The organism is Streptomyces sp. NPDC034049 (genome assembly GCF_055575575.1).
This window is the reverse complement of the sequence record NZ_JBVISJ010000002.1, coordinates 50775-74495: the sequence shown is the minus strand read 5'-3', so window position 1 is coordinate 74495 and position 23721 is coordinate 50775. Positions and strand designations below refer to the sequence as shown.

The following is a 23721-nucleotide window of genomic DNA, read 5'->3' as shown; positions in this document are numbered from 1 at the left end:
CAGTGGCACGGAAGCTCGCCGTGATCGGAGCCGGACTCATGGGGTCCGGCATCGCCCAGGTGTCCGCGCAGGCGGGCTGGGACGTCGTCCTGCGTGACGTCACCGACGAGGCGCTCGACCGTGGCATCGGCGGTATCACGGCGTCGTACGACAAGTTCGTGAGCAAGGGCAAGCTGGCGGCCGAGGACGCCGAGGCGGCGCTGGGGCGGATCACCGCCACCACCGACCTCGACGCGGCGGCCGACGCGGACATCGTCGTCGAGGCCGTCTTCGAGAAGCTCGAGGTCAAGCACGAGATCTTCCGGGCGCTCGACAAGATCGTCCGCGAGGACGCCGTGCTCGCCTCCAACACCTCCGCCATCCCGATCACCAAGATCGCGGCGGCCACCGAGCGGCCCGAGCGGGTCGTCGGCGTCCACTTCTTCTCGCCGGTGCCGATGATGCAGCTCTGCGAACTGGTGCGCGGCTACAAGACGAGCGACGAGACGCTCGCCACCGCACGGGAGTTCGCCGAGTCGGTCGGCAAGACCTGCATCGTCGTCAACCGGGACGTGGCCGGCTTCGTGACGACCCGTCTCATCTCCGCCCTCGTCGTGGAGGCCGCGAAGCTGTACGAGTCGGGCGTCGCCACCGCCGAGGACATCGACCTCGCCTGCAAGCTGGGCTTCGGCCACGCGATGGGGCCGCTGGCCACGGCGGACCTGACGGGCGTCGACATCCTGCTGCACGCCACGAGCAACATCTACACCGAGTCGCAGGACGAGAAGTTCGCCCCGCCGGAGCTGATGCGCCGGATGGTGGACGCCGGTGACATCGGACGCAAGAGCGGGCAGGGCTTCTACACCTACTGACGCGGACCCGGCCCACGCCGGCCCGCACGTCACGGGCGGCCCCTCCCACGCATGTGAACGCATGAGCCTCTCCGGCCTCACCCCTTGAGGTGAATTCGGTATCGGTTCGCTCACAGACGGCAACCTGACGGTGTCAAACACCGTCAGACGTTGCATCACTCATCACGGAGTACGAGACGCACTCACGGGAGCGCTTATGTACATCAGGGGCGACCACGCCGAGCTGGTCGTCGGGGGCCGCCTCGACGTACGCAGCGCGGCGGACGCCCGTACGGTCCTGCACTCGGCCGTCGACGACGGAGCCGGCGACCTGGTGCTCGACCTGTCAGAGCTGGATTCCTGGGACGCCACCGGACTCGGGGTGATCATGGGAGCCCACCGGCGGGCGGGACGGTGCGGACGGCGGCTCGTGCTGCGCGATGTGCCACCGCAGATGCAGCGACTGCTGGTGGCCACCCGGCTGCACCGCATCCTCGCGATCGAGGGCGGAATCGGTCTGGAGTCGTTGCCCAGAGTGTGAACGCGTGTGCGGGTCTGTACGTATGGCTCTGTGGGTGCGGGGCACCCGTGGGGAGCATGAGGGCGAAACGCACCACGCTCGCAATCCTCACGAGACTGTGATGTCTCGGACGGCGCGGGACCCCGGACTGTCGGAGATACTGTGCGAAGGTTTAGGGTTCGGCTGCCCGCCGCCAGCTACCCTCGAGCGGGTTCCGGACCAGAAGCGACAGCGCGGTGTGCGACACGGCCGGGAGGGGCTCCAGCACACGAGACGCTTTTGGGGGGCTAGGACCGATGGACCCGAACAACCGGGGACCCGAAGAGTACGGCCATGACGACGCACAGGCGCAGAGCAGGCGTCCGCCACGGGACGCGCTGACGCAGGACTTCGACCGGCACGCCCCGGCGCTCGCCCGCACCGTCCAGCTCGTCTCGGGCGACTTCCTGCTCACCGTCAACCCCGTCGACGGCAGCGAGATAGAGAACTGCCCACCGGGCGAACTGCCTGGTCAGCCCGTGAAGCACACAGCCGCCGAGCGCGCCGTCCTCGACCGCGCCGCCCGGCCGCCGGTGCCCCCGGGCCCCTCGCTGCCCCGGCTGCCGCTGCTCCAGCGCGACGAGGAGAGAGCACGCCTCGTACGGCTGCTCGCGCGCGGCCGCTCCGTGCGCCTGACCGGAGCCCCCGGTTCCGGTCGCACCACTCTCCTCGACGCGGTCGCCGAGGACTGCGCGGATCTGGCCCCCGACGGCGTCGTCCGGCTGAGCGGTTTCCGGCGCACGGTCGACGACCTGTTGTACGAACTGTTCGCAGCCGTGTACAGCACACCGCTGTTCCGGCCCGCCCGGCAGCAGATCCTCGACATCGTGCGGGACATCGGCGCGGTCGTCGTCCTGGACGACCTGGAGTTCGGCGGGATCGCGCTCGACGAACTGCTCGACGCCACCCCCGAGTGCGCCTTCCTCATCGCCGCCACCCCCGCGACGCCCCTGCCGTCCACCGACGCGCCCCTGGAGGAGATCGTCCTCGGCGGCTTCGACCGGGCCGGCAGCGAACAGCTCCTGGAGCGCGCCGTCGGGCGGCCCCTCACCGAGGACGAGACGAACTGGGCCGGTGACCTCTGGTTCGAGTCCGAGGGACTGCCGCTGCGCTTCACCCAGGCCGGTGCGCTGCTCAGGCAGCGGGACCGGCAGCGCGCCGGCGCGGACGCCGTCGACGAGTTCGGGGTCTTCCAGGAGGCGCCGCCCCTCGACGCGCCCTTCGACGCCGTCCCGGACGGGCACGACCTGCCCCTGCCGTCGCTCGCCGAAGGGGCCGCGCCCGCCGCGCTGCTCGCCTCCCGGCTGAGCGCCTCCGCCCGCGAGACGCTCAGGTACGCCGTCGCGCTCGGCGGGGAGATCCCGCACCAGGCGCACCTGCCCGCCCTGGTGGGCGACACCCACGCCGACGCCGCCCTCGGCGAGCTGGTCGGCTGCGCCCTGGTGACACCTGTCGGCTCCCGCTACCGGCTCGCCGCCGGGGTGGGGACCCAGCTGGAGGCCGCCGGGTACGCCGACGACACCGAGGCGCGCGCCCGCAGCGCCGCCCAGCACTACGCCTGGTGGGCCGGGCACCCCTCGGTCACCCCCGAGCGGGTCTCGGCCGAGGCGGACGCCGTCCTGGCCGCCCTCACCGCGCTCGTGCCGGCGACCACCCCGTCCGGTGAGGACGAGGAGAGCGCCGCCGTGGTGCTGGCCCGGCAGGCCGCGCCCGCGTTCGCCGCCGGGCTGCGCTGGAACGCCTGGGAGCGTTCGCTGCGGGCCGGCGCCGAGGCGGCCGGGCTCGCCGGTGAGACCGGCGAACAGGCCTACTTCCACCATGAGCTGGGCGTTCTCGCGCTCTGCTCCGGGCAGTTGGAGCGGGCCCGGGCGGAGTTGGAGGCCTCCATCGGGCTGCGCAACGTCCTCGCCGACAAGCGCGGCACCGTCGCCGGACGCCGGGCCCTCGCCCTGGTCGCCGACCGCTCCGGGGCGACACCGCCCGGCGGGCGCACGGCGGCGGGGGAGGAGGTGCCGGACGCCCGGCACGAGGAGTCGGCCTCGCCGCCCGGGGGCGTGCCGTCCGCGTACCCGCCGGCCGGCCCGACCGGGGCCGGCCTCGGGGCGGCGGGCGCGAACGCGGTCGGTTTCGGGACGGTGAGCGCGAACGGAGCCGGGTTCGGGGCGGTGGCCTCGAACGGAGCCGGGTTCGGGGCGGTGGGCTCGAACGGGTCCGCTCTCGGGTCGCCCTCCGGCTCGGGAGCATGGGGCTCGGGGCCGGTCGGCAAGGGCGGGGCCTCCTCGGCGCCGGCCATCGGCGAGACGACACTCGTCACCCAGCGGGACGGCTCCCGGTCGCCCGCGCACCGGCTGAACGGTCTCAAGACCCTGGTCGGCGGGGCCCGGCGCAACCTGGTCGCGGCGGGCGCGGGTGCGCTCCTCGCGGCCGTCCTGGGCACCGTCGTCACCCTCGGCGCGACCTCCGACCGCAACGGCGACACCCCCGCCGAGCGGGTCGGCGTCAACCCGTCCGCCAGTGAGGGCGTCGACGACGGCGGCCTCGTCGCGGACCGCCCCAAGGCGGGCGACGAGGGCGACGCCCCGGGCACCCTGCCCGAACCGACCGACCCCGGTCCCGACGGCACCTACGGCACGTCGGACGACCCCACCCCGTCGGACACGGCGGGGCCGTCGGACGACCCGAGCGGTACGACGGGGTCGTCGGGCAAGCCGTCGCCGTCGCCGTCGAAGACCTCCCCGAAGCCGACGCCGTCCGACGACCCGTCGACGGACCCCACGGACAATCCGACCGGCGACCCGACGGACGATCCCACGGTCGACCCGACGGACGATCCGACCGGCGACCCGACGGACGATCCCACGGACGATCCGACCGACAACCCGCCGCCGCCCGGCACCACCGACACCGCCACCGCCCCGACGGCGACGACCGCCTCGGCGACCGTGCCCGAGCCTCCGGCCGACACCGTGGCCTGACGGTGACGGGCCGGTCGTTTCTGGCGTGGACGGGCCGGTCGTCTCCCGTGTGATCGAGAGGTCGCGCGGGAGACGAGGGTGTCGCGGGGCGTTCAGTCGCCCTCAGTCGCCCTCAGTCGCCGTCGGGTGCGGTCGTCGTGGCCGGGCGCGGGTGGCGCGGGATGGCGAGCGCGCACAGGGCGCCCGCGAGCACCACGGCGACGCCGACCCACACCGCCGGCCGTAGGCCGTCGACGAACTCCTGCGGGCCGCGCGTGCTGCCGTAGGTCACGAACACGGTGCTGAGCACGGCGATGCCGAGCGCGCCGCCGATCTCGCGGACGGTGGTGTTGGCGCCGGACGCCTTGCCCGCGTGCTCCCTGGCGACCGAGCCGAGGACCACCGCGGCGGTGGGGGCGAAGACGAAGCCCATGCCGATGCCCGCCACGACCATCGGGCCCACCAGGGAGGAGTAGGGCGTGTCGGTGTCCGCGACCAGGTTGATCCAGCCCAGCCCCACGCCCTGGAGGAACAGGCCGAGCGCCATCAGACGGCCGCCGCCGACCTTGTCGGTGAGGAGGCCGGCGACCGGGGCGACGAACATCGGCATCAGGGTCCAGGCGAGGGTGCGGACGCCGGCCTCCAGCGGGGTGCGCGGCGGCACCAGCTGGAGGTACTGGGCCAGCAGGAACAGGGAGCCGAACACGCCGAAGTACATCGTCGCCGAGACCACGTTGGTGAGCGTGAAGGCCCGTACCCGGTAGAAGGACAGCGGCAGCATGGGCTCGGGCGACCGGGCCTCCCAGGCGACGAAGGCGACCAGCAGCACGGTGCCGCCGAGGAACGTGCCCAGGACCTTCGCCGAGGTCCAGCCGTCGGGCTCGCCGTGCACGATCGCCCACACCACGGCGCACAGCCCGGCCGCCGCCAGCAGCATGCCGACCAGGTCCAGGCGGGTGCCGGGCAGGGAGCTCTCCCGCAGGGCGATCAGGATCAGGGGGACGGCGATCACGCACACCGGGACGTTGATCCAGAAGATCCACCGCCAGTCGAGTCCTTCGACCACCGCGCCGCCCACCACGGGGCCCATGGCCACGGCCAGGCCACTCACGCCGGACCAGATGCCGAGCGCCATCCCGCGCAGGCGCTCGGGGACCGCCTGGGCGAGCAGGGTCAGCGACAGCGGCATGACCGCGGCCGCGCCGAAGCCCTGGAGCGTGCGGAAGGTGATCAGCTGGGCACTGGTGTCGGACAGGCCGCAGCCTATGGAGGCCAGCGTGAACACGACGATGCCGACGACGAAGACCGCGCGACGGCCGAAGCGGTCCCCGAGGGCCGCGCCGGTCATCAGCAGACAGGCGAAGCTCAGGACGTAGGCGTTGACGAACCACTGGAGCTGCTGGGTGTTCGCGTCCAGGTCGACGGCCAGGGTGTGCAGGGCAGTGGAGACGACGAGGTTGTCGAGCGCGACCATGAACATGGGGAGGCTGCACGCGACGACGGCGAGCCACAGGGGGATGCGCCGCTCGCCGGAGGCGGCCGGCTCCGGGGCGGGACGGTCGAGAACCGCGTTCTCTTCGGACAGCGTCATGGTGAGGGTCTCTCCCTGGTGGAAAGCGGGGCCGGTGGGGGTCAGGAGCCGTCGTGCGCCTGGTCGGCGAGGCGGCGCCGGGCGTCCGACCAGTCGATGGGCAGATCGGCCGAGGGGGCCTGCCAGAAGGTGAAGACCGAGTCCTTCATCGTGGGCCGCAGGCCGTTCATGATCGACCGGTGCGGTTCGGTCTTGGCGTACGTGTACAGCGCGTCCTTGTCCTCCCACGCCGACAGGGTCCAGAAGGTGCGCTTCAGGGGCTGGGCGATCAGTGAGGCGCCGTAGGCCCCGGGCGCGCCGGAGACCTGCTTCCACGCGGACAGGGACTGGAGGAAGAACCGCGGTACGTCCTTGAACGAGCGGACCTCCAGCCGGGAGGCCATGACGAACGCCTCGGTGTCCGGTGCGGGGGTGCTGACCGTGGTCCAGCGCAGGGTGGGCATGGCTGTGGCCCTCTCCGGGGAGATATTGGATACCTTCACTATCTATGTTAGACAGTGAAGGTATCCAACTTCTAGTGCTGGGGGCGACCGATGCGAATCTCCGAGCTGAGCCGCCGCAGCGAGGTCTCCGTCGCGACGATCAAGTACTACCTCCGCGAGGGGCTGCTCCCGGCCGGGCGGCAGATCTCCGCGACCCAGGCCGAGTACGACGAGAGCCACGTCCGCAGGCTCCGGCTGATCCGTGCGCTGATCGGTGTGCGGGGACTGTCCGTCAGCACCACCCGGGAGCTGTTGGGCGCGCTGGCGGAGCACGCAGGGGACACCCACCTGCAGTTGGGTCTCGCCCTCGGGGCGATCCGGCTCACCGAGGAGCCCGCCGAGGCCCCCTCGGAGACCGGGAAGGTCGACGCCCTGGTCGAGGAGCTGGGCTGGAACGTGCACGAGTCGGCGCCCGCGCGCGCGGTGCTGGCCGAGACCCTGACCACGCTGCGGACCCTGGGCGCCCCGCTCGACTGGCAGGTGCTGCTGCCCTACGCCCGCCTCGCGGAGCGCACCGCGACCCTCGACCTCGATCAACTGGAGGGGATCGAGGACTCGTTGGAGGCCGCCGAGCGTGCCCTGCTGCTGACCGTCCTCCTGGAGCCCGCGCTGCTGGCGCTCCGGCGCATGGCCCAGGAGAACGAGTCGGCACGCCGGTACGCCGGCGACTGCTAGTGCTTCGGCAGGTCTATGCGTTGGTGCTGATCAAGAGCATGTTGAGAGTGTGGACGCGTGTGAAGTGAACCGATCGCGGGCTGCGTTGTGGCTGTTCGTGGAGGATGTGTTCGGGTCGGTGCCGCGGCGGGGTCGGCGGCGGTGGGGCGAGTGTTGTCTGCGGGGCCTGATGCTGGACGGCCGTCGCAAGTCGATCCAGCCGATGGCCGGGCGTCTGCCGGACGGCGACATGCAGGCCCCGCGGCAGTTCGTGAACCGGTCGCCGTGGGATTGGCTGCCGGTTCGGCGGCGGATCGCCGAGCGGTTGAGCGAGGCGATCGCTCCTGAGGTGTGGTGATCGACGACGTGTCGTTCCCCAAGTGCGGCACGTCGTCGGTCGGGGTCGCCCGCCAGTACCGCGGAGCGCTCGGGAAACGGGCGAACTGCCAGGTCGCGGTCAGTGTCCATGCCGCCACCGACACAGCCTCGTGTCCGCTCGACTGGCAGTTGTGTCTTCCCCGGGAGTAGGAGTGGAAGTACGCGCCGCACCGCTTCACCCGCGGGCCGACGCCCGCTCTTCAGGAGCCACCGGCACGGGAAGCCGGCCGCCCTAGAACAGGCGCAGCTTGTCGTCCTCGATACCGCGCAGGGCGTTGTAGTCGAGGACCGCGCAGCCGATGCCGCGGTCGGTGGCGAGGACGCGGGCCTGGGGCTTGATCTCCTGGGCGGCGAAGATGCCGCGGACCGGCGCGAGATGCGGGTCGCGGTTCAACAGCTCCAGGTAGCGCGTGAGTTGCTCGACGCCGTCGATCTCGCCCCGCCGCTTGATCTCCACCGCGACGGTCGCGCCGTCGGCGTCCCGGCACAGGATGTCCACGGGGCCGATGGCGGTCATGTACTCGCGGCGGATGAGGGTGTAGCCCTCACCCAGGGTCTCGATGCGGTCGGCGAGGAGCTCCTGCAGATGCGCCTCGACGCCGTCCTTGATCAGCCCGGGGTCGACGCCCAGCTCGTGCGAGGAGTCGTGGAGGACCTCCTCCATCGTGATGATGAGCTTCTCGCCCGCCTTGTTGACGACGGTCCAGACGCCCTCCTCGTCACCGGAGCCCTCCTTCAGCGTGCAGGGCGGCGACATCCAGTTGAGGGGCTTGTAGGCCCGGTCGTCCGCGTGGATCGAGACGCTGCCGTCCGCCTTCACCAGGATCAGGCGGGGGGCCGAGGGGAGATGGGCGGTGAGCCGGCCCGCGTAGTCGACGGAGCAGCGGGCAATGACGAGACGCATGGTCGGCAACGCTACTCGACGCCGACGGGTGCGCGCGATTCGACCACCGCGACGGGCACCTTTAGAAGGCCCCGCCGGGCACCTTTCGAAGGCCCCGCCGGGCACCCTTCGACGGCCCCGCCCGCCACCGTTCGACAGCTCCGCCCACCCCGCCCGGTCACTGTCGCCCTCCGTCACGTCATCCCGCCCCTCACGTGCGCCTTCGTCGTCCCCCGGCATGTGCCACTGTCAACTCCTGTTCGGCATTGGCTGATTGTGTGCGTCACACGCCCTGTCGGTGCGCGCAATCTCCTGGTGCGGTCACGTTCGGTTGCATACCGTAGAAACTGGAGGTCGCGAAGCGTGCACTCTGCGTGTTCGCCGACCCGATCTCCGCCCCTGTCCGTCAACCCCCGTTGTTGTGGGGGTGCGAGAGGAGAACCCATGTCGCTCGACGTCTCACCGGCCCTACTCGAACAGGCCGAGCGAGGCGAGGTCGACGAAGCCGCCTTCGTCGACTGCGTCCGGACCTCCCTGCCTTACGCCTGGGAGATGATCAGCTCTCTGGTGGCCCAGCTGAAGGTCGACGGCGGAGAGTTCGCCGACAACCAGACGCCCCCGCCGGACGAGCAGGCGCGCGGGCAGCTGCTGCGCGCGCTCGCCAGTGACGCGATTCGCGGCGCGCTGCAGCGGCACTTCGGTGTACGGCTGGCCTTCCAGAACTGCCACCGGGTGGCGGTGTTCCCGCTGGACCCGTCCGTGGACGACAGGCTGGCCCGCTTCACCTCGATCCGCGGCCAGCTCCTCAACCAGTCCCCGGAACTCCGGGACTGCTGAGGTCATGACGCGCCACAGCTTGCCGCTCCCATCGCGGGAGGTGCATCGGTAACCGGGGCGGCAAGCTCCCCATGGTCGCAGTGGCTCAGCCGAGGTGAGGCAGCACCTCGGCACCGAGTCGTCGTACGTTCTCCTCCGTCGCCGCCAGATCGCCGGAGCCCTCGACGAGCAGGGCGAAGCGGGAGATGCCCGTCCGCTCACTGGTCGCCGCGAGCCGGTCGGCGCACAGCCGCGGGGTCCCCACCGGGTGCAGCCCGCAGAGCAGTTCGGTGTAGGCCAGCGGGTCCCGCATGGCGCGAGCGCGGCCGTCGACGGTCACATGCGCGTCGAGGCCCTGCTTCAGCCAGCCCGGCATCGCCTTGGTGAGCGCCTCCACGGCGTCGGTGCGCCGGTCCGCGATCTGGCAGACGCCCGCCGAGACATGGGCCGCGCCGGAGATCTCCTCCGGCGAACGGCCCGCCGCCCGAGCGCAGTTGCGCCACAGCGCGACCATCTCGGCCTTCTCCTCGTCCCCGACGTGCATGCCGAGGAGCATCGACAGCCCGCGCTCGGCGGCCAGCTTCACACTCGTCGGCGAGGTGCAGGCGACGACGACCTCCGGACCCGGTGTCTCGTCCAGGTCCTCCGCCGGCCGCGGCACGACGGGGACCTCACGGAAGCTGAATCGTTCCCCCGACGCCGAGACCGCGGGCTCACGCAGCCACCGCATGAGCAGATCGAGTGATTCCGGGAAGCCCTTCTCGTACGCCTCCAGCCCGGAGCCGAACACCTCCAGGTCGACCCACGGCCCGCCCCGCCCGACGCCCAGGGAGAAGCGGCCGCCGGAGGTCACATGCAGCAACGCGGCCTGTTCGCCCAGGGCCACGGGGTGGACGGTGGACAGCACGCTGACCGCCGTGCCGACCCGGATGTGCCGGGTGCGCCCCAGCAGCAACGCGGCGAGGGTGATCGCCGACGGACAGGTGCCGTACGGCACGAAGTGGTGCTCGGCCAGCCAGACAGCGTCGAGCCCGGCCTCGTCGGCCACCTCGGCGGTCCGTACCGCCCGGTGGAGCGCCTCCCCCTGGCCCTGGCCGGGGAACTGGGCTCCCAGTACAAATGTTCCTACGTGCATCGCTCTTCCTGCTTCCTCGGCTCCGACTCGGGAGCTCCCCCACCGGCATAACCCCGTGACACGTGCCGAAGACACGGCCTGGCGACGAGATTTGCGGATTGTCTGCAGAATGCGCCGGGCGGAGGGCGTTCTGAGGGGATTGGCGACGTACGCGTACCCCCACCGGGTCCGCGTAGGCTGGACACCAACCCTGCTCCCTGTATAGCCCCGTGAGGTGTTCCGTGTCCCCGCGTCGCAACCGCCCCAAGGACTCCGGTTCATCGGGCCTGCCGGGTCCGTCAGGCCGCAGCGCGGAGGACGACCGGTCGGACCGTTACGGCGGCTGGCAGACCAGCGAGCCCTGGCGGGGCGAGGAGTGGAGCGTGCGCCATGTGGCGGGCGCGAGCGCGGCCGGCAAGACCTACCGCTGCCCCGGCTGCGACCAGATGATCCCCTCCGGGGTGCCGCACGTCGTCGCCTGGCCCGAGCACTCCGGTGTCGACGAGCGCCGGCACTGGCACAAGGCCTGCTGGAACGCGAAGGACCGCCGCACCTCGCGGGTGCAGCGGTCCCGTAACGCGCCGCGATTCTGACACCTCGCGGACCCTGGGTCGTGGTCCCGGTCAGACGTCCCGCTTCTCCAACAGGGCGTACGCGCCGACGAACGCGGCCGCCACCAGACCGAGCATGATCCACAGCGGGTCCCAGCCCGACGGGCCGGTCTGGCTGAGCTCCGCGCCGTAGAAGACGCTGAGCTGACTCGGGATCGAGTACTCCAGCAGGAACTCCTGGACGTCCTTCAGCGACTCCGAGAACATGAAGATCGCGATGACCAGCGGAGCGAGGAAGACGCCGAGCATGATGGTGATCGCTCCGGCGGAGTGCCGGATCAGCGAGCCCATCAGCAGCGACAGCAGCCCGAAGAGCGCGAGGAACAGGCTCACGCCGACGGTGGCCTTGAACCACTCCTCCCCGTCGGGGCTCACCACCCCGTTGCCTTCCAGGATCGCGACCTGGGCGAAGCCGACGAACGCGGTGGTGACCAGGGTGACCGTGAAGGTGAGCGCGAAGAACACGATGGCCTTCGCGAGCAGCACCCGGCCGCGGCTCGGGCAGGCCGTCATCGTGGTGCGGATCATCCCCGTGCCGTACTCGGACGCGGTGGTCAGCACTCCGAGCGTGATGACGCAGACGCTGCCGATCATCAGCCCGAACAGACCGAGGCCGAGCGGCGACTCGCCCTCCAGGTTCATGTCCGTGGAGGCGGCGATCAGGGCGAAGAGCAGACCGAGACCGATCACCAGGACGACGAAGACGCCCAGCGTCCACACCGTCGAGCGGACCGACTTGATCTTCGTCCACTCGGAGGAGATCGCGTGCCCGAGGTGGGTGCGCACGATCGGGATCGGCGAGGTGTACGAAGTGCCCGGCGCGCCCTGCCAGTTGGGGGCGGGCGGCTGCTGGGTGAGGGGCGGCTGGGGCGTGCTCATCGGGCGTCCTCGGACTTCGTCAGGTCGGCGGCGGGCGCGGGGGCCGCGGGGGAGGGGGCGGCCGGCGCGGGCGCGGCCGGGGGCTGCGCGGGGGCCTGGGGCGCGGCCGGGGGCGCGGACTGGGCGTACGGGTTCGGCTGGGACTGCGCGGGCGCCGGAGCGGGCGCCGCCGGAGCCGGAGCGCCGTAGGGACCGGCCGGCGGCTGACCCTGCGGTGCCGGGTGGCCCTGCGGCGCGTACGGCAGGCCCCCCTGTTGCGGGGCCGGCGGGGCGTACCAGCCCGGCTGGCCCTGACCGGGCACCGGCATCGGCGGCTGCGCGCCGGGCGGCAGGGGCTGCTGGAGACCGGCCTTCTGGTCGGTCGTCGAGCGGTAGTCGACGGCGCCCTGCGTCATCCGCATGTACGCCTCCTCCAGCGAGGCCTGGTGCGGCGACAGCTCCCACAGCCGTACGTCGGCGCCGTGCGCGAGGTCGCTGATCCGGGGGAGCGGCAGACCCATGACACGCAGTGCCCCGTCCTGCTCGGGCAGCACCTGGCCGCCCGCCTCGGTCAGCGCCGCCGACAGCTTCTCGCGCTGCTGCGGCTCGGTGTCCGGCGTCCGCACCCGCGCGAAGTCGGCGGAGTTCGCCGAGATGAAGTCCTTGATGCTCATGTCGGAGAGCAGCTGGCCGCGCCCGATCACGATGAGGTGGTCGGCGGTCAGCGCCATCTCGCTCATCAGGTGCGAGGAGACGAAGACCGTACGGCCCTCGGCGGCGAGCGCCTTCATCAGGTTGCGGACCCAGAGGATGCCCTCGGGGTCGAGGCCGTTGACGGGCTCGTCGAAGAGCAGCACCTGGGGGTCGCCGAGCAGGGCGGCGGCGATGCCGAGCCGCTGGCCCATGCCGAGCGAGAAGCCCTTGGAGCGCTTCTTGGCGACGTCCTGGAGCCCGACGACACCGAGCACCTCGTCCACCCGGCGGGCCGGGATGCCCGACAGCTGGGCCAGAGACAGCAGGTGGTTGCGGGCGTGCCGGCCGCCGTGCACCGCCTTGGCGTCGAGGAGCGCACCGACCTGACGGGCCGCGTTCGGCAGTTTGCGGTACGGGTAGCCGCCGATCGTCACCTGCCCGGAGGTGGGATTGTCCAGGCCGAGGATCATGCGCATCGTCGTCGACTTGCCCGAGCCGTTGGGGCCCAGGAAGCCGGTGACGGCCCCCGGCCGCACCTGGAAGGAAAGGTTGTACACGGCCGTCTTGGCGCCATAGCGCTTCGTCAGGCCGACTGCCTCGATCATGCTCCGCACCCATCGAACGGTTCGTGACGTCTCGGACTCGTCTCAGGACGTCGGGGCGCACGCCCCCGTAAGGATTAGGAGCTTATCGGGGCGCTGACGGTTCCGGCCAAGAGGAAGTAAAACCGCGCAGGTCACCGGCCGGTTGTTTTGGCATGTACGTAACCGCTGGTCAGGCCCTGCTCATGCGTCGCGCCGCTTCAGCGTCAGATATCCGCCGAGCAGGGCCGCCGCCACCCACAGCGCCATCACGGCGAGACCGCCCCAGGGCCCGTAGGGCGTGTCGTCGTCGACCGGGGTGACCACCTGCATGATCTTGCTGCCGGCCTGGTCGGGGAGATAGCGGCCGACCTTCTCGGTGGCGCTCACATTGCCCAGGATGTTGGAGATCAGGAAGAAGAACGGCATCAGGATGCCGAGCGACAGCATCGGACTGCGCAGGATCGCCGCGACGCCCATCGAGAACATCGCGATCAGCGTCATGTAGAGCCCGCCGCCGAAGACCGCGCGCAGAACACCCGGATCGCCGATCTCGGCCCGGTGCGAGCCGAGCATCGCCTGGCCGAGGAAGAACGTCACGAAGCCGGTCACGAGTCCCACCGCGAAGGAGAGGGCGGTGGCCACGGCGATCTTGCTGAAGAGGAAGGTGCCGCGCTGCGGCACGGCGGCCAGCGAGGTCCGGATCATGCCGGTGTTGTACTCGTTCGACACCACCAGCACCCCGAACACGATCATCGCCAGCTGGCCGAGGGTCATTCCCGCGAAGCTGATGAAGGTGGGGTCGAAGGAGAGCCGGTCGTCGCGGCTGAGATGGTCGAACTCGTTCTTCGACAGCAGGGAGATCAGCACACCGAGCGCGATCGTGACGAGCCCGGCCAGCGACAGCGTCCACACCGTGGACGCCACCGAACGGATCTTGGTCCACTCCGAGCGGACGACCTGGGCCGCGGTCACGACCGGCCCTCCCGCGTCCGGTCGGCGCCCCAGGCGGTCGCGGGGGGCGGGCTCGCCACCGGGGTGCCGTCGTGCGCGTGGTACTCCACCGACTCGGCGGTCAGCCGCATGAACGCCTCCTCCAGCGACGCCTGTTGGGGGCTCAGCTCGTGCAGCACGATCCCGTGCCTGGCGGCCAGTTCGCCGATCTGTTCCGGTTTCCCGCCGTCCACCTCCAGTGCCCCGTCGCCCGTCGCCGCGGCCATGACGCCGACCGTGCACAGCGCGTCGAGCAGCTGTTCCGGCTGGGGGGTGCGGATCCGTACGTACGACCGTGAGTTCCGCTGGATGAACTGCGCCATCGAGGTGTCGGCGAGGAGCCGTCCCTGTCCGATCACCACGAGGTGGTCGGCGGTCAGCGCCATCTCGCTCATCAGGTGCGACGAGACGAACACGGTCCGGCCCTGGGCCGCGAGGGACTTCATCAGGTTCCGGATCCAGTGGATGCCCTCGGGGTCGAGGCCGTTGACGGGCTCGTCGAACATCAGGATCCGGGGGTCGCCGAGCAGCGCGCCGGCGATGCCAAGCCGCTGGCCCATGCCGAGCGAGAACCCCTTCGCCTTCTTCCGCGCGACCGACGTCAGTCCGACCGTGTCCAGCACCTCGTGCACCCGGGCCCGGGGGATCCCGTTGCTCTGGGCGAGGCACAGCAGGTGGTTGAAGGCGCTGCGGCCGCCGTGCATGGCCTTGGCGTCCAGCAGGGCGCCGATGTACGTCAACGGGTCCCGCAGACGGTCGTAGTGGGTGCCGTCGATCCGGACGTCACCCGCCGTCGGGCGGTCCAGCCCCAGGATCATGCGCATCGTCGTCGATTTCCCGGCTCCGTTGGGCCCGAGGAAACCGGTCACGATCCCGGGCCGCACGGCGAAGGTCAGATTGTTCACCGCGACCTTCTCGCCGTACCGCTTGGTCAGCCCGTCGAGCTCGATCATGCGGCCACGCTAAAGCGGTGCCGGGGGCCCTGCCACCGGAGGGGCGAAGCCCCTCCAGGGGCGCGGGGAACTGCGCGACCAGCCACCTAGTGGTGTCAGCCGCGATCCGACGTGGACCCCCGACCCATTAGGCACCCGGCACTGACGCTGAGCGGGAGTAGGCCGCGCGACTCGGCGCTTACCAGTGCCCCCATCGCCCCAGCGGCACGACTGCCCGCAGGCCGGGCGGCGGGAGCGGCGGGGCGGACGGAGCGGCGGGGCGGACGGAGCGGCCGGTCGGCGGCCCGAGGACACCGAACCAGCCCCCGGGAACGCCGAAGCCCGCGCCCCCCGGAGGGGAGACGCGGGCCCGTGGTGCCTCGGCCGGTGGGACGGCAGGAGACGCGGTTACCGGGACTGCTGCGCCGGAACCCCGCGGGAGATCGGCTCGTCGTCGGTGACCGGCGTGCCCGCGGCGGCGACCGCCGCACCCGTGAGGGTCGCCAGCATCTCGCGCACGTTCGTCAGCTGCGCGTTGATCGAGTCGCGGCGGTTGGTGAGCGCCGCCAGCTCGCGCTCGGATTCCGAACGGATCCGGTCCGCCTTGGCGTTCGCGTCCGCGACGATGTCCTCGGCCTGACGCTGCGCGGTCTCCACCGTCTGGCGGGCACGGCGCTCGGCGTCGGTGCGCAGCTTCTCGGCCTCCAGGCGGAGCTGCTCCGCGCGGTGCTCGATCTCCGCGAGACGCTTCTCGGCCTTCTGCTGACGCGAAGCCAGGTCACGCTCGGACTGCTCGCGACGCTTGGCGAGGTTCGTCTCGAAGTCGGCGGCGGCCTGCGCGGCCTTCGCCCGGGTCTCCTCGAAGAGCGCGTCCGCCTCCTCGCGCTTGGACTGCGCGTCCTTCTGCGCCTCGGCACGCAGCTGCGAAGCGTCGCTCTTGGCCTTCTCGACGATCCGGACGCCCTCGTCCTCAGCCTTGGCCTTGCGCTCCGCGGAGAAGGACTCCGCGTCGTTGCGCACCTGCTGGGCCGCCGACTCGGCGAGCTCACGGTGCTGCTCGGCGGCGCGGCGGGCCTCCTCGCGCAGGTCCTTCGCCTCCTCCTCGGCGAGGCGGAGGATCTTCTCGACGCGCGCGCCGAGACCGGCGTAGGACGGCTCGGCGTCGGTCACCGCGGCCTGGGCGTTCTGCGTCTCGAGGTGGAGCTCCTCGATGCGCTTCTCCAGGGCGGTGATGCGGGCGAGAGCGGAGTCACGGTCGGAGACGAGCTTGGAGATACGTTCGTCCACCTGAGCGCGGTCGTATCCACGCCGCACAAGCTCGAAGCCGTAGGGGGAAGTGTCGCTCATGGGGTTCCTGTCGAATGAGACCGGTGAGGTGATAGGTGGAATCCTAGGGGGCGAAGCGGCGTGTCATCGAGCAGATGCACGTTTGATCTGGAGAATGACACCCCTTTTGAGTGGCCGACCATCGGAATACTTGCCAGAAACTTTGCGTAAAGGTCCTGAAAGCACAGACGGCACAGATGGCAAGCACAGAACGAGCACAAATTGATGTCCGTAGAGCCAGGGCGGGGCGGGAAGATACCCGCAACACCCCGGCACCGCTAGCCGTCTGACGACTTGCCACCCGAACGGGTCGCACCCGCCGCGGCGCCCGTCTTGACTCCACCGTCCTTGCCGCTCGACGGGGCCTCAAAAGACTCCAACGCGACCAGCACGTCCTGGACACGGGAGATCTCCGCATTGATGTCCTCGCGGCGGCGGACCAGCACCTCCAGCTCGCGCTTGCCCTCCTCGACCGTACGGCGGGCCTCGCGGATCGCCTCGGCCTTCAGCTCCTCGGCCTCACGCACCAGCGTGGACTTCTTCTGCTCGGCCTCCTTCAGAAGACCCTCGGCCTTCTTCACCGCGGCGATACGCACCTTGCCCGCCTCGGAGTTCGCCTCGGAAACGATCTCCTTGGCCTTGGCTGTCGCCTTCTCCAACTGCTCCTCGGCGGCCTTGATGAGCGCGTCACAGCGATCACCGGTGGATTTCATCGTCTCGGCGGCCTCACGTCGGGCCCGCGTGTGCAGCGCCTCGATCTCGGCCGTGATGCGGTCACGCAGCTCTTCGGCCCGCTCCCTTATGGCGGTAGCGTCCCGGCGCGCGCCGACGAGCAGCTCGTCGGCGTCCGTGCGGGCCTTCTCCACCGTGGAGTTGCCCTCGACGGTCGCCTCGGCGACCAGCCGCTCGGCCTCCTTGCGGGCCGCGCCGACCATGGAGTCGGCCTGCCCCTCGGCGTCCGCGGTGGTCTGCAGGGCCTGCGTCTGCGCCTCGGTGAGCAGCTTGTCGGCCTCGGCAGCCGTCTCCGAGATGAGCTTGTCGACCTGCTCGGCGGCCTCGGAACGCCGCTTGTTGGCGTCCTTGCGGGCCTGGTCGAGGGTGTTGTCGGCCTCCTCGCGGGCGTGCGCCATGAGCCGGTCGGCCTCCGCCTCCGCCTCGGCCCGCGCGCGCTCGGCGTCGGCCCGGACCCGCTCGGCGTGCTGCTGCGCGGACCCCACCGTCTCGGCGGCCTCGGCCCGCAGCCGCTCGGCCTCGTCGGTGGCCTCGCCGATCAGCCGGTCGGCCTTGGCGACGGACTCGGCCCGGACCCGCTCGGCCTCCTCGTTGGTCTCCCGGGTCAGCCGCTCCGCCTCGGCCGTCACCTCGGTGATCAGGGTGTCGGCCTGGGTCGCCGCGTCCGAACGCATGCGGTTGGCGTCCTCGCGGGCCTCCGCACGGGTGCGCGAGGCGTCCTGGTCGGCCCGCGCGACGGTGTCCGAGGCCTCCGTACGGACCCGCTGGGCGTGCTCGGAGGCGTCGGAACGCACCCGCTCCGCCTCGGCGATGGCCTCGGCGACCGTGCGCTCGGCGAGCGACTTGGCGGCCTCGGACTCCTCCCGGGCCTCGCGGCGCACCCGGCTGGCGTCCTCGGCGGCCCGCTCCCGCTCCGCGTAGGCGTCGGCGCGGACCCGGTCCGACTCCTCCTCGGCCTCCCGGCGCATCCGGTCCGCCACGTGCTCGGCCGTGTTGCGCAGCCCGGCGATCTCCTCCTGGGCCTGCTCGTGCAGCCCGGCGACGGAGTCCCGCACCTGCTGGGCGTGCTGTTCGGCGGCCGACACCATCTCCATGGCGCGCCGCTCGGCCTCCTCGACCAGCCGTACGGCCTCGGCCTGGGCCTCCTCCACGCGCTTGCGCGCCGAGGCCAGCAGTTCCTCGCTCTGCTCGCGGGCCCGCAGCCGCTCCTGGTCGGCCTCCTGCCGGGCCGCGCCGAGGAGCTCCTCGGCCTCGCGGCGGCGCCGGGCGGCCTCCTCCTGCGCGGCGGCCAGCGCCTGAGAGGCCTCTGTGGCGAGCCGCTCGGCCGCGGCCTGTGCCTCCGCCCGTACCCGGTCGGCGGTCTCCTGGGCCTCCGACTTCAGCCGCTCGGCCTCGGACGCGGCCTCCGACCGCAGGCGTACGGCGATGGCCTCGCCCTCGGCGCGGGACGCGGACGCGTCGGACGCGGCCTCGTCGCGCAGCCGCTCGGCCTCGGCCTCGGCCTGCGCCTGGAGCGTGCGGATGCGCTCGGCGGCCTCGGAGCGCAGCCGGTCGCTCTCCTCGCCGGCCTCGCGGCGGATCCGCTCGGCCTCGGCGCGGGCGTCGGCGAGCGCCTCCTCGGCGGAGGCCAGCCGGGCCTCGGCCTCGCCCTGCAGCCGGGTCAGCTCCTCGGCCGCCTCCGCCTTGCGGGCCTCGACGCCGCGCTCGGTCTCCTCGCGCAGCTCACGGGCGGCGCGCTCGGCCTCGGCCTTCAGCTCCTCGGACTGCTCCTCGGCCTCGGCGCGGTGCCGCTCGGCCTCCTTGCGGGTGCGCTCCAGCGTCTCCTCGGCCTGGCGGCGCAGCGTGGACGCGCGTTCGATGGCCTCCGTGCGGACCTTCTCGCTGTCCGCGGTGGCCGTCTGCCGCAGCTCGTCGGCGTCCGTCCGGGCCTTGGCGAGCAGCTCCTCGGCGGTCTTGGCCGCCTCCTCGATCTGCTGGACGGCCTCGCGCCGGGCCTCGGAGCGGATCCGCTCGCCCTCGGCGACCGCGTCGGAGCGCAGCTGCTCGGCCTCGCCGCGCAGCCGGCGCGCCTCCTCCTGCAGCTCGACGGTCTTGGCGCGGTACTCCTTGGTGTCGTCCTTCGCCGTGCCCTTGAGCTGTTCGGCGAGGTCGTGGGCCTCGGCCCGCAGCCGGTCCGCCTCGGCCTCGGCCTCGGCGCGGATGCGCTCGGCCTCCTCGGCGGCGGCCTTGGTGGTCTTCCGGGCCTCCTCGGACGCCTTGTTCAGCACGTCCTCGGCGGTCTTGGCCGTCTTGGCGAGCTGGGAGGCGGACTCCTCCGCGGTGATCGAGCGGGCCTTCTCGGAGGCCTCGGCGACGATCTTCTCGGCCGCGGCCTTGGCGTCGGCGACGACCTCCTCGGCGGACGCCTTGGTCGCCTCGGCCTCCTTGGTGGCCTCCTCGACCAGCCGGGCGACCTGCTCCTTCGCCGTACGCGTGCGCTGTTCGTTGGTCGACTCGGCGCCGGCGATCGACTTGGCCGCGTTCTCCTTGGCCTCGGCGACCAGCTTCTCGGCCTCGGCGCGCGCCTCGCGCAGCGCCGCCTCCGCCTCCGCCATGCGCTGCTCGGCGGCCCGGCTCAGCTCGGATGCCTGGCGGCGGGCGGAGTCCGACTCGGTGGCGGTGGAGGTGCGCAGCTGCTCGGCGTGCTCGGTAGCCTCCTGGGCCTGGGTGGACGCCGCGTTCAGCAGCCGCTCGGCCTCGGCGCGGGCCCGGCGCAGGATCTGGTCGGCCTCGCTGCGGGCGGCCTCCGAGTCGCTCTGGAGCCGCTGGCGGGCCTCGGTGGCGAGCCGCTCGGCCTCGGCGCGGGCGGCGGCCAGCGCCTGCTCGGCCTCCGCGCGCGACTCGTCCACGAGCCGGCGGGCCTGGGACTCGCTGCGGGCGCGCAGCTGCTCGGCCCACGCCACGTTCTCGTTGACGTGCGACTCGACCGTCTGACGGCGCTCGGAGAGCTCCTGGTCGAGCTGCTGGCGGCGGGTGACCGCCTCCTGGTGCAGCTCCGCCTGGAGCCGCGCGGCCTGCTCGGCGTGCTCCTGGAGGATCCGCTGCGTCTGCGCCCGGGCCTGGCTCAGCTCGCGCTCGGCGTCCGCGCGCAGCTGGTCGGCCTGCATCTGGGCCTGGCGGAGCATCTGCTCGGCCTGGTAGCCGAGGTCGCCGCCGCTGTCGTAGGCGGGCCGGGACATGAGGGTGCGGCGCGCCTCGTGCAGCTTGGCGCGCAGCACCTCGACCTGGTAGCCGAGGTCCTCGGCGTGCTGGATCGCCTTTTCCCGCTCGGTCTTCAGCCGCTCCATCTCGGCCTCGAACCGAGAGAGGTGGTCGACGTCAGCCGCCGGCTCTCGCTCCTGGCGTTCGTAGCCCCGCACTGCGCGGTCCCATCCGTCCCCTGGTCGCAACCTCTGGCAAACGAGCTCCGTCCAACCGCCGAACGGGGCCCCCGGGGCATGGTGTCAGATCAACGGCGGAGCACGGGCTGCCGCCCTCACCCTCGTCCCCCGAAACCTGGACCCCGGCCCTAGGACAACCGCTGATGGATCTCCGCGGTGCCCTTGGATCCCGCTCCTCGGAAGGCGGCAGGACCCGGGCCGTCCCCCTCGAAGGCGACGGCCGACCCCAACCCTACCGGCCCATATGTACGGGGGTCAGTGCTCAGGTGACTCAACTGGCGCCGAAGTGACCAGTTCTGTCAGTACGCCATGACAATCCTTGGGGTGCAGGAACGTGATCCGTGACCCCATGGAACCGACTCGCGGCTCCTCGTACAGGACGCGTACGCCCTTGTCCTTGATCGCGGCCGCCTCGCCGTCGACATCCGCCGTACCGAAGGCGATGTGGTGGACCCCCTCACCGTTCTTGGCCAGCCACTTCGCGACCGTGGAGTCCTCGCGGGTCGGCTCCAGGAGCTGCAGGTAGGAGGCGCCGCCGTCGTCCGTGCTGTTGATCTTGAGCATGGCCTCGCGCACGCCCTGCTCCTCGTTGACCTCGGAGTGGAACACCTCGAAGCCGTACGTGGCCCGGTAGAACTCGACGGTGGTGTCGAGGTCGAAACAGGCGATTCCGATGTGGTCGATTCGCGTCAGCATGGTGTCAGTGCAGCGCTCCTCGGACGGTTACGCAACGTGCCAGCGATCACACCGACAGCCCGATGACGGCACGGAGTGCCACTCAGTACATTCGAAGTAAACCCTCGTTCACTCCTCGGCTGTGCAAGCTGGAAGGGGATCGCACCTCATGTCTGGTTCGAACGGCAACACATCGGTGATCGTCGCGGGCGCCCGTACGCCCATGGGACGGTTGCTCGGTTCGCTGAAGTCCTTCTCCGGAGCCGACCTCGGCGGCTTCGCGATCAAGGCCGCCCTCGACCGTGCGGGGATCGGCGGCGACCAGGTGCAGTACGTGATCATGGGCCAGGTGCTCCAGGCCGGGGCGGGGCAGATCCCGGCGCGCCAGGCCGCGGTCAAGGCGGGCATCCCCATGAACGTCCCCGCGCTCACGATCAACAAGGTCTGTCTGTCGGGCCTCGACGCCATCGCGCTCGCCGACCAGCTGATCCGCGCCGGCGAGTTCGACGTGATCGTCGCCGGCGGCCAGGAGTCCATGACCAACGCGCCCCATCTGCTCCCGAAGTCCCGTGAGGGCTACAAGTACGGGGCGATCCAGATGCTCGACGCGATGGCGCACGACGGGCTCACGGACTCCTTCGAGAACATCGCCATGGGCGAGTCCACCGAGAAGCACAACACCCGCCTCGGCATCCTGCGTCCCGAGCAGGACGAGATCGCCGCGCAGTCCCACCAGCGCGCCGCCGCCGCCCAGAAGAACGGCCTTTTCGACGCCGAGATCACGCCCGTGGAGATCCCGCAGCGCAAGGGCGAGCCGGTCGTCTTCAGCCAGGACGAGGGCATCCGGGGTGAGACGACCACCGAGTCGCTGGGCAAGCTGCGCCCGGCCTTCGCCAAGGACGGCACGATCACGGCCGGGTCCGCCTCGCAGATCTCCGACGGCGCCGCCGCCGTGGTCGTCATGAGCAAGGCCAAGGCGCAGGAGCTGGGCCTCACCTGGCTCGCCGAGATCGGCGCCCACGGCAACGTCGCCGGTCCGGACAACTCGCTCCAGTCCCAGCCGTCGAACGCGATCCGGCACGCCCTGAAGAAGGACGGCCTGGAGGTGGCGGACCTGGACCTCATCGAGATCAACGAGGCCTTCGCCGCGGTCTCCGTGCAGTCAATGAAGGACCTCGGCGTGTCCCCGGAAAAGGTGAACGTCAACGGTGGTGCGATCGCTCTCGGGCACCCCATCGGCATGTCCGGCGCCCGGCTCGTCCTCCACCTCGCCCTGGAGCTGAAGCGGCGTGGCGGCGGTGTCGGCGCGGCCGCCCTGTGCGGTGGCGGTGGTCAGGGTGACGCGCTGATCGTGCGGGTACCCAAGGCCTGAGGCCCGTCGGTTCCGGGCGTACGTGGCCCTCGTCTTCTTGGATCGGAGCTGTGATGCAGGACGTCCCCACGCTGGTGGCACAGGCCAGGGAAGGGCGGCCCCGGGCCGTCGCCCGGCTGATCTCCCTGGTGGAGGGGGCGTCCCCGCAGCTGCGTGAGGTCATGGCGTCACTGGCCCCGCTCACGGGCGGGGCGTACGTCGTGGGCCTCACCGGCTCGCCCGGCGTGGGCAAGTCCACGTCCACGTCGGCGCTGGTGACCGCGTACCGCAGGGCCGGCAGGCGGGTCGGGGTGCTGGCGGTGGATCCGTCCTCGCCGTTCAGCGGTGGCGCGCTGCTCGGTGACCGGGTGCGGATGTCGGACCACGCCTCCGACCCCGGTGTGTACATCCGTTCGATGGCGACCCGGGGTCATCTGGGCGGCCTCGCCTGGGCCGCCCCGCAGGCGATCCGGGTCCTGGACGCGGCGGGCTGCGACGTGGTCCTCGTCGAGACGGTCGGGGTCGGCCAGTCCGAGGTGGAGATCGCCTCCCAGGCGGACACGTCCGTGGTGCTGCTCGCCCCCGGCATGGGCGACGGCATCCAGGCGGCCAAGGCCGGGATCCTGGAGATCGGTGACGTCTACGTCGTCAACAAGGCCGACCGGGACGGCGCGGACGCGACCGCGCGCGAGCTGAACCACATGCTGGGGCTCGGCGAGTCCCGGGGGCCCGGCGACTGGCGGCCGCCGATCGTCAAGACGGTCGCGGCGCGGGCCGAGGGGATCGACGAGGTCGTGGAGGCGCTGGAGAAGCACCGGGCGTGGATGGAGGAACGGGGGGTCCTCGCGGAGCGGCGCCGGGCGCGGGCGGCGCGGGAGGTGGAGACCATCGCGGTGACCGCGCTGCGGGAGCGGATCGGGGACCTGCACGGCGACCGTCGCCTGGAGTCTCTGGCCGAACGGATCGTGGCGGGGGAACTGGATCCCTACCGGGCCGCCGACGAGTTGGTGGCGGGCCTGACGGAGGCCTGACCTCGGATCTTTCTCGCCCCCGCCGCCCCCACCCGTCCCATCTGAAGGGGCTGCGCGCCGCCTTCGACCCCCGCTCGAAGACTCGGGGCTCCGCCCCGGACCCCGTTCGCGCGGTTCCCCGCGCCCCTATGGAAAGGCCGCAGGCCTTTCCATAGGGGCGCGGGGAACTGCGCGAGAAGCCCCATTCACCCGCGGACGCCCACGCACCCGAACCCCCGCCCCCTGTCGCGAGCTGCTAGCTTGGCCGCGTGTTCACTC

At 71.7% G+C, this 23721-nt stretch carries 19 protein-coding genes and 1 pseudogene; 9 read left to right on the top strand and 11 right to left on the bottom strand.

Annotated elements, in window-relative coordinates; translation table 11 throughout:
- The first annotated feature begins 2 nt into the window (after positions 1-2).
- From ACZ52C_RS05115 to ACZ52C_RS05105, 3 genes are all read left to right on the top strand, one after another.
- On the top strand, positions 3-851 hold the full coding sequence (locus ACZ52C_RS05115) for a 3-hydroxyacyl-CoA dehydrogenase family protein (RefSeq protein WP_469073480.1): 849 nt from the start codon (positions 3-5) through the stop codon (positions 849-851).
- Between the two features lie 196 nt (positions 852-1047).
- On the top strand, positions 1048-1371 hold the full coding sequence (locus tag ACZ52C_RS05110) for an STAS domain-containing protein (protein WP_033526497.1): 324 nt from the start codon (positions 1048-1050) through the stop codon (positions 1369-1371).
- Between the two features lie 275 nt (positions 1372-1646).
- The gene (locus ACZ52C_RS05105) at positions 1647-4364 is read left to right on the top strand and encodes an ATP-binding protein (RefSeq protein ID WP_469073479.1); all 2718 of its coding nucleotides are present in this window, start codon (positions 1647-1649) and stop codon (positions 4362-4364) included.
- Between the two features lie 112 nt (positions 4365-4476).
- Here the strand turns inward: ACZ52C_RS05105 and ACZ52C_RS05100 are convergent, their stop codons facing one another.
- Both ACZ52C_RS05100 and ACZ52C_RS05095 read right to left on the bottom strand, forming a co-directional pair.
- On the bottom strand, positions 4477-5934 hold the full coding sequence (locus ACZ52C_RS05100) for an MFS transporter (RefSeq protein WP_469073478.1): 1458 nt from the start codon (positions 5932-5934) through the stop codon (positions 4477-4479).
- Positions 5935-5975: 41 nt separating this feature from the next.
- Entirely contained in the window at positions 5976-6377 is a 402-nt protein-coding gene (locus ACZ52C_RS05095) for a DUF3291 domain-containing protein (RefSeq protein ID WP_469073477.1), read from the bottom strand.
- A 90-nt stretch (positions 6378-6467) separates the two neighbouring features.
- On the opposite strand from ACZ52C_RS05095, the gene ACZ52C_RS05090 reads away from it, so the two are divergent.
- Both ACZ52C_RS05090 and ACZ52C_RS05085 read left to right on the top strand, forming a co-directional pair.
- Entirely contained in the window at positions 6468-7091 is a 624-nt protein-coding gene (locus ACZ52C_RS05090; RefSeq protein WP_469073476.1) for a MerR family transcriptional regulator, read from the top strand.
- 49 nt (positions 7092-7140) lie between these two features.
- A pseudogene (locus ACZ52C_RS05085) lies at positions 7141-7595 on the top strand (IS701 family transposase); the annotation flags it as partial.
- 85 nt (positions 7596-7680) lie between these two features.
- Here ACZ52C_RS05085 and nucS read toward each other — a convergent pair.
- The gene (gene nucS / locus ACZ52C_RS05080; protein WP_045558915.1) at positions 7681-8352 is read right to left on the bottom strand and encodes an endonuclease NucS; all 672 of its coding nucleotides are present in this window, start codon (positions 8350-8352) and stop codon (positions 7681-7683) included.
- Positions 8353-8775: 423 nt separating this feature from the next.
- On the opposite strand from nucS, the gene ACZ52C_RS05075 reads away from it, so the two are divergent.
- Positions 8776-9168, top strand: a complete 393-nt coding sequence (locus ACZ52C_RS05075) for an SCO5389 family protein (protein WP_005480204.1) — start codon at positions 8776-8778, stop codon at positions 9166-9168.
- A gap of 85 nt (positions 9169-9253) precedes the next feature.
- Here ACZ52C_RS05075 and ACZ52C_RS05070 read toward each other — a convergent pair whose 3' ends face one another.
- Positions 9254-10282, bottom strand: a complete 1029-nt coding sequence (locus ACZ52C_RS05070) for an LLM class flavin-dependent oxidoreductase (RefSeq protein WP_469073475.1) — start codon at positions 10280-10282, stop codon at positions 9254-9256.
- A 221-nt stretch (positions 10283-10503) separates the two neighbouring features.
- On the opposite strand from ACZ52C_RS05070, the gene ACZ52C_RS05065 reads away from it, so the two are divergent.
- The gene (locus ACZ52C_RS05065; RefSeq protein WP_319107739.1) at positions 10504-10854 is read left to right on the top strand and encodes an ATP/GTP-binding protein; all 351 of its coding nucleotides are present in this window, start codon (positions 10504-10506) and stop codon (positions 10852-10854) included.
- A 30-nt stretch (positions 10855-10884) separates the two neighbouring features.
- Here the strand turns inward: ACZ52C_RS05065 and ACZ52C_RS05060 are convergent, their stop codons facing one another.
- From ACZ52C_RS05060 to mce, 7 genes are all read right to left on the bottom strand, one after another.
- Positions 10885-11751: an ABC transporter permease gene (locus ACZ52C_RS05060; protein ID WP_469073474.1), complete on the bottom strand. Its 867-nt coding sequence runs from the start codon at positions 11749-11751 to the stop codon at positions 10885-10887.
- The gene (locus ACZ52C_RS05055; protein WP_469073473.1) at positions 11748-13028 is read right to left on the bottom strand and encodes an ABC transporter ATP-binding protein; all 1281 of its coding nucleotides are present in this window, start codon (positions 13026-13028) and stop codon (positions 11748-11750) included. The genes ACZ52C_RS05060 and ACZ52C_RS05055 overlap by 4 nt, the downstream gene beginning before the upstream one ends.
- 180 nt (positions 13029-13208) lie before the next feature.
- On the bottom strand, positions 13209-13979 hold the full coding sequence (locus ACZ52C_RS05050; RefSeq protein ID WP_469073472.1) for an ABC transporter permease: 771 nt from the start codon (positions 13977-13979) through the stop codon (positions 13209-13211).
- Positions 13976-14950 (bottom strand): ABC transporter ATP-binding protein, encoded by a 975-nt coding sequence (locus ACZ52C_RS05045; RefSeq protein WP_469073471.1) that lies wholly within the window; start codon positions 14948-14950, stop codon positions 13976-13978. Before ACZ52C_RS05045 ends, ACZ52C_RS05050 begins: the two co-directional genes overlap by 4 nt.
- A gap of 387 nt (positions 14951-15337) precedes the next feature.
- Positions 15338-16276 (bottom strand): coiled-coil domain-containing protein, encoded by a 939-nt coding sequence (locus tag ACZ52C_RS05040; RefSeq protein ID WP_013000631.1) that lies wholly within the window; start codon positions 16274-16276, stop codon positions 15338-15340.
- Between the two features lie 257 nt (positions 16277-16533).
- Positions 16534-20385 (bottom strand): polarized growth protein Scy, encoded by a 3852-nt coding sequence (scy, locus tag ACZ52C_RS05035; RefSeq protein ID WP_469073470.1) that lies wholly within the window; start codon positions 20383-20385, stop codon positions 16534-16536.
- A 276-nt stretch (positions 20386-20661) separates the two neighbouring features.
- Complete coding sequence (mce, locus tag ACZ52C_RS05030; protein ID WP_045558907.1) at positions 20662-21102, bottom strand: methylmalonyl-CoA epimerase; 441 nt, start codon at positions 21100-21102, stop codon at positions 20662-20664.
- A 148-nt stretch (positions 21103-21250) separates the two neighbouring features.
- Between mce and ACZ52C_RS05025 the strand changes: the two genes are divergently transcribed.
- Both ACZ52C_RS05025 and meaB read left to right on the top strand, forming a co-directional pair.
- Positions 21251-22453: an acetyl-CoA C-acetyltransferase gene (locus ACZ52C_RS05025; RefSeq protein WP_469073469.1), complete on the top strand. Its 1203-nt coding sequence runs from the start codon at positions 21251-21253 to the stop codon at positions 22451-22453.
- 53 nt (positions 22454-22506) lie between these two features.
- Positions 22507-23463, top strand: coding sequence for a methylmalonyl Co-A mutase-associated GTPase MeaB (gene meaB / locus ACZ52C_RS05020; RefSeq protein WP_469073468.1), 957 nt, complete (start codon positions 22507-22509; stop codon positions 23461-23463).
- The last annotated feature ends 258 nt before the right edge of the window (positions 23464-23721 follow it).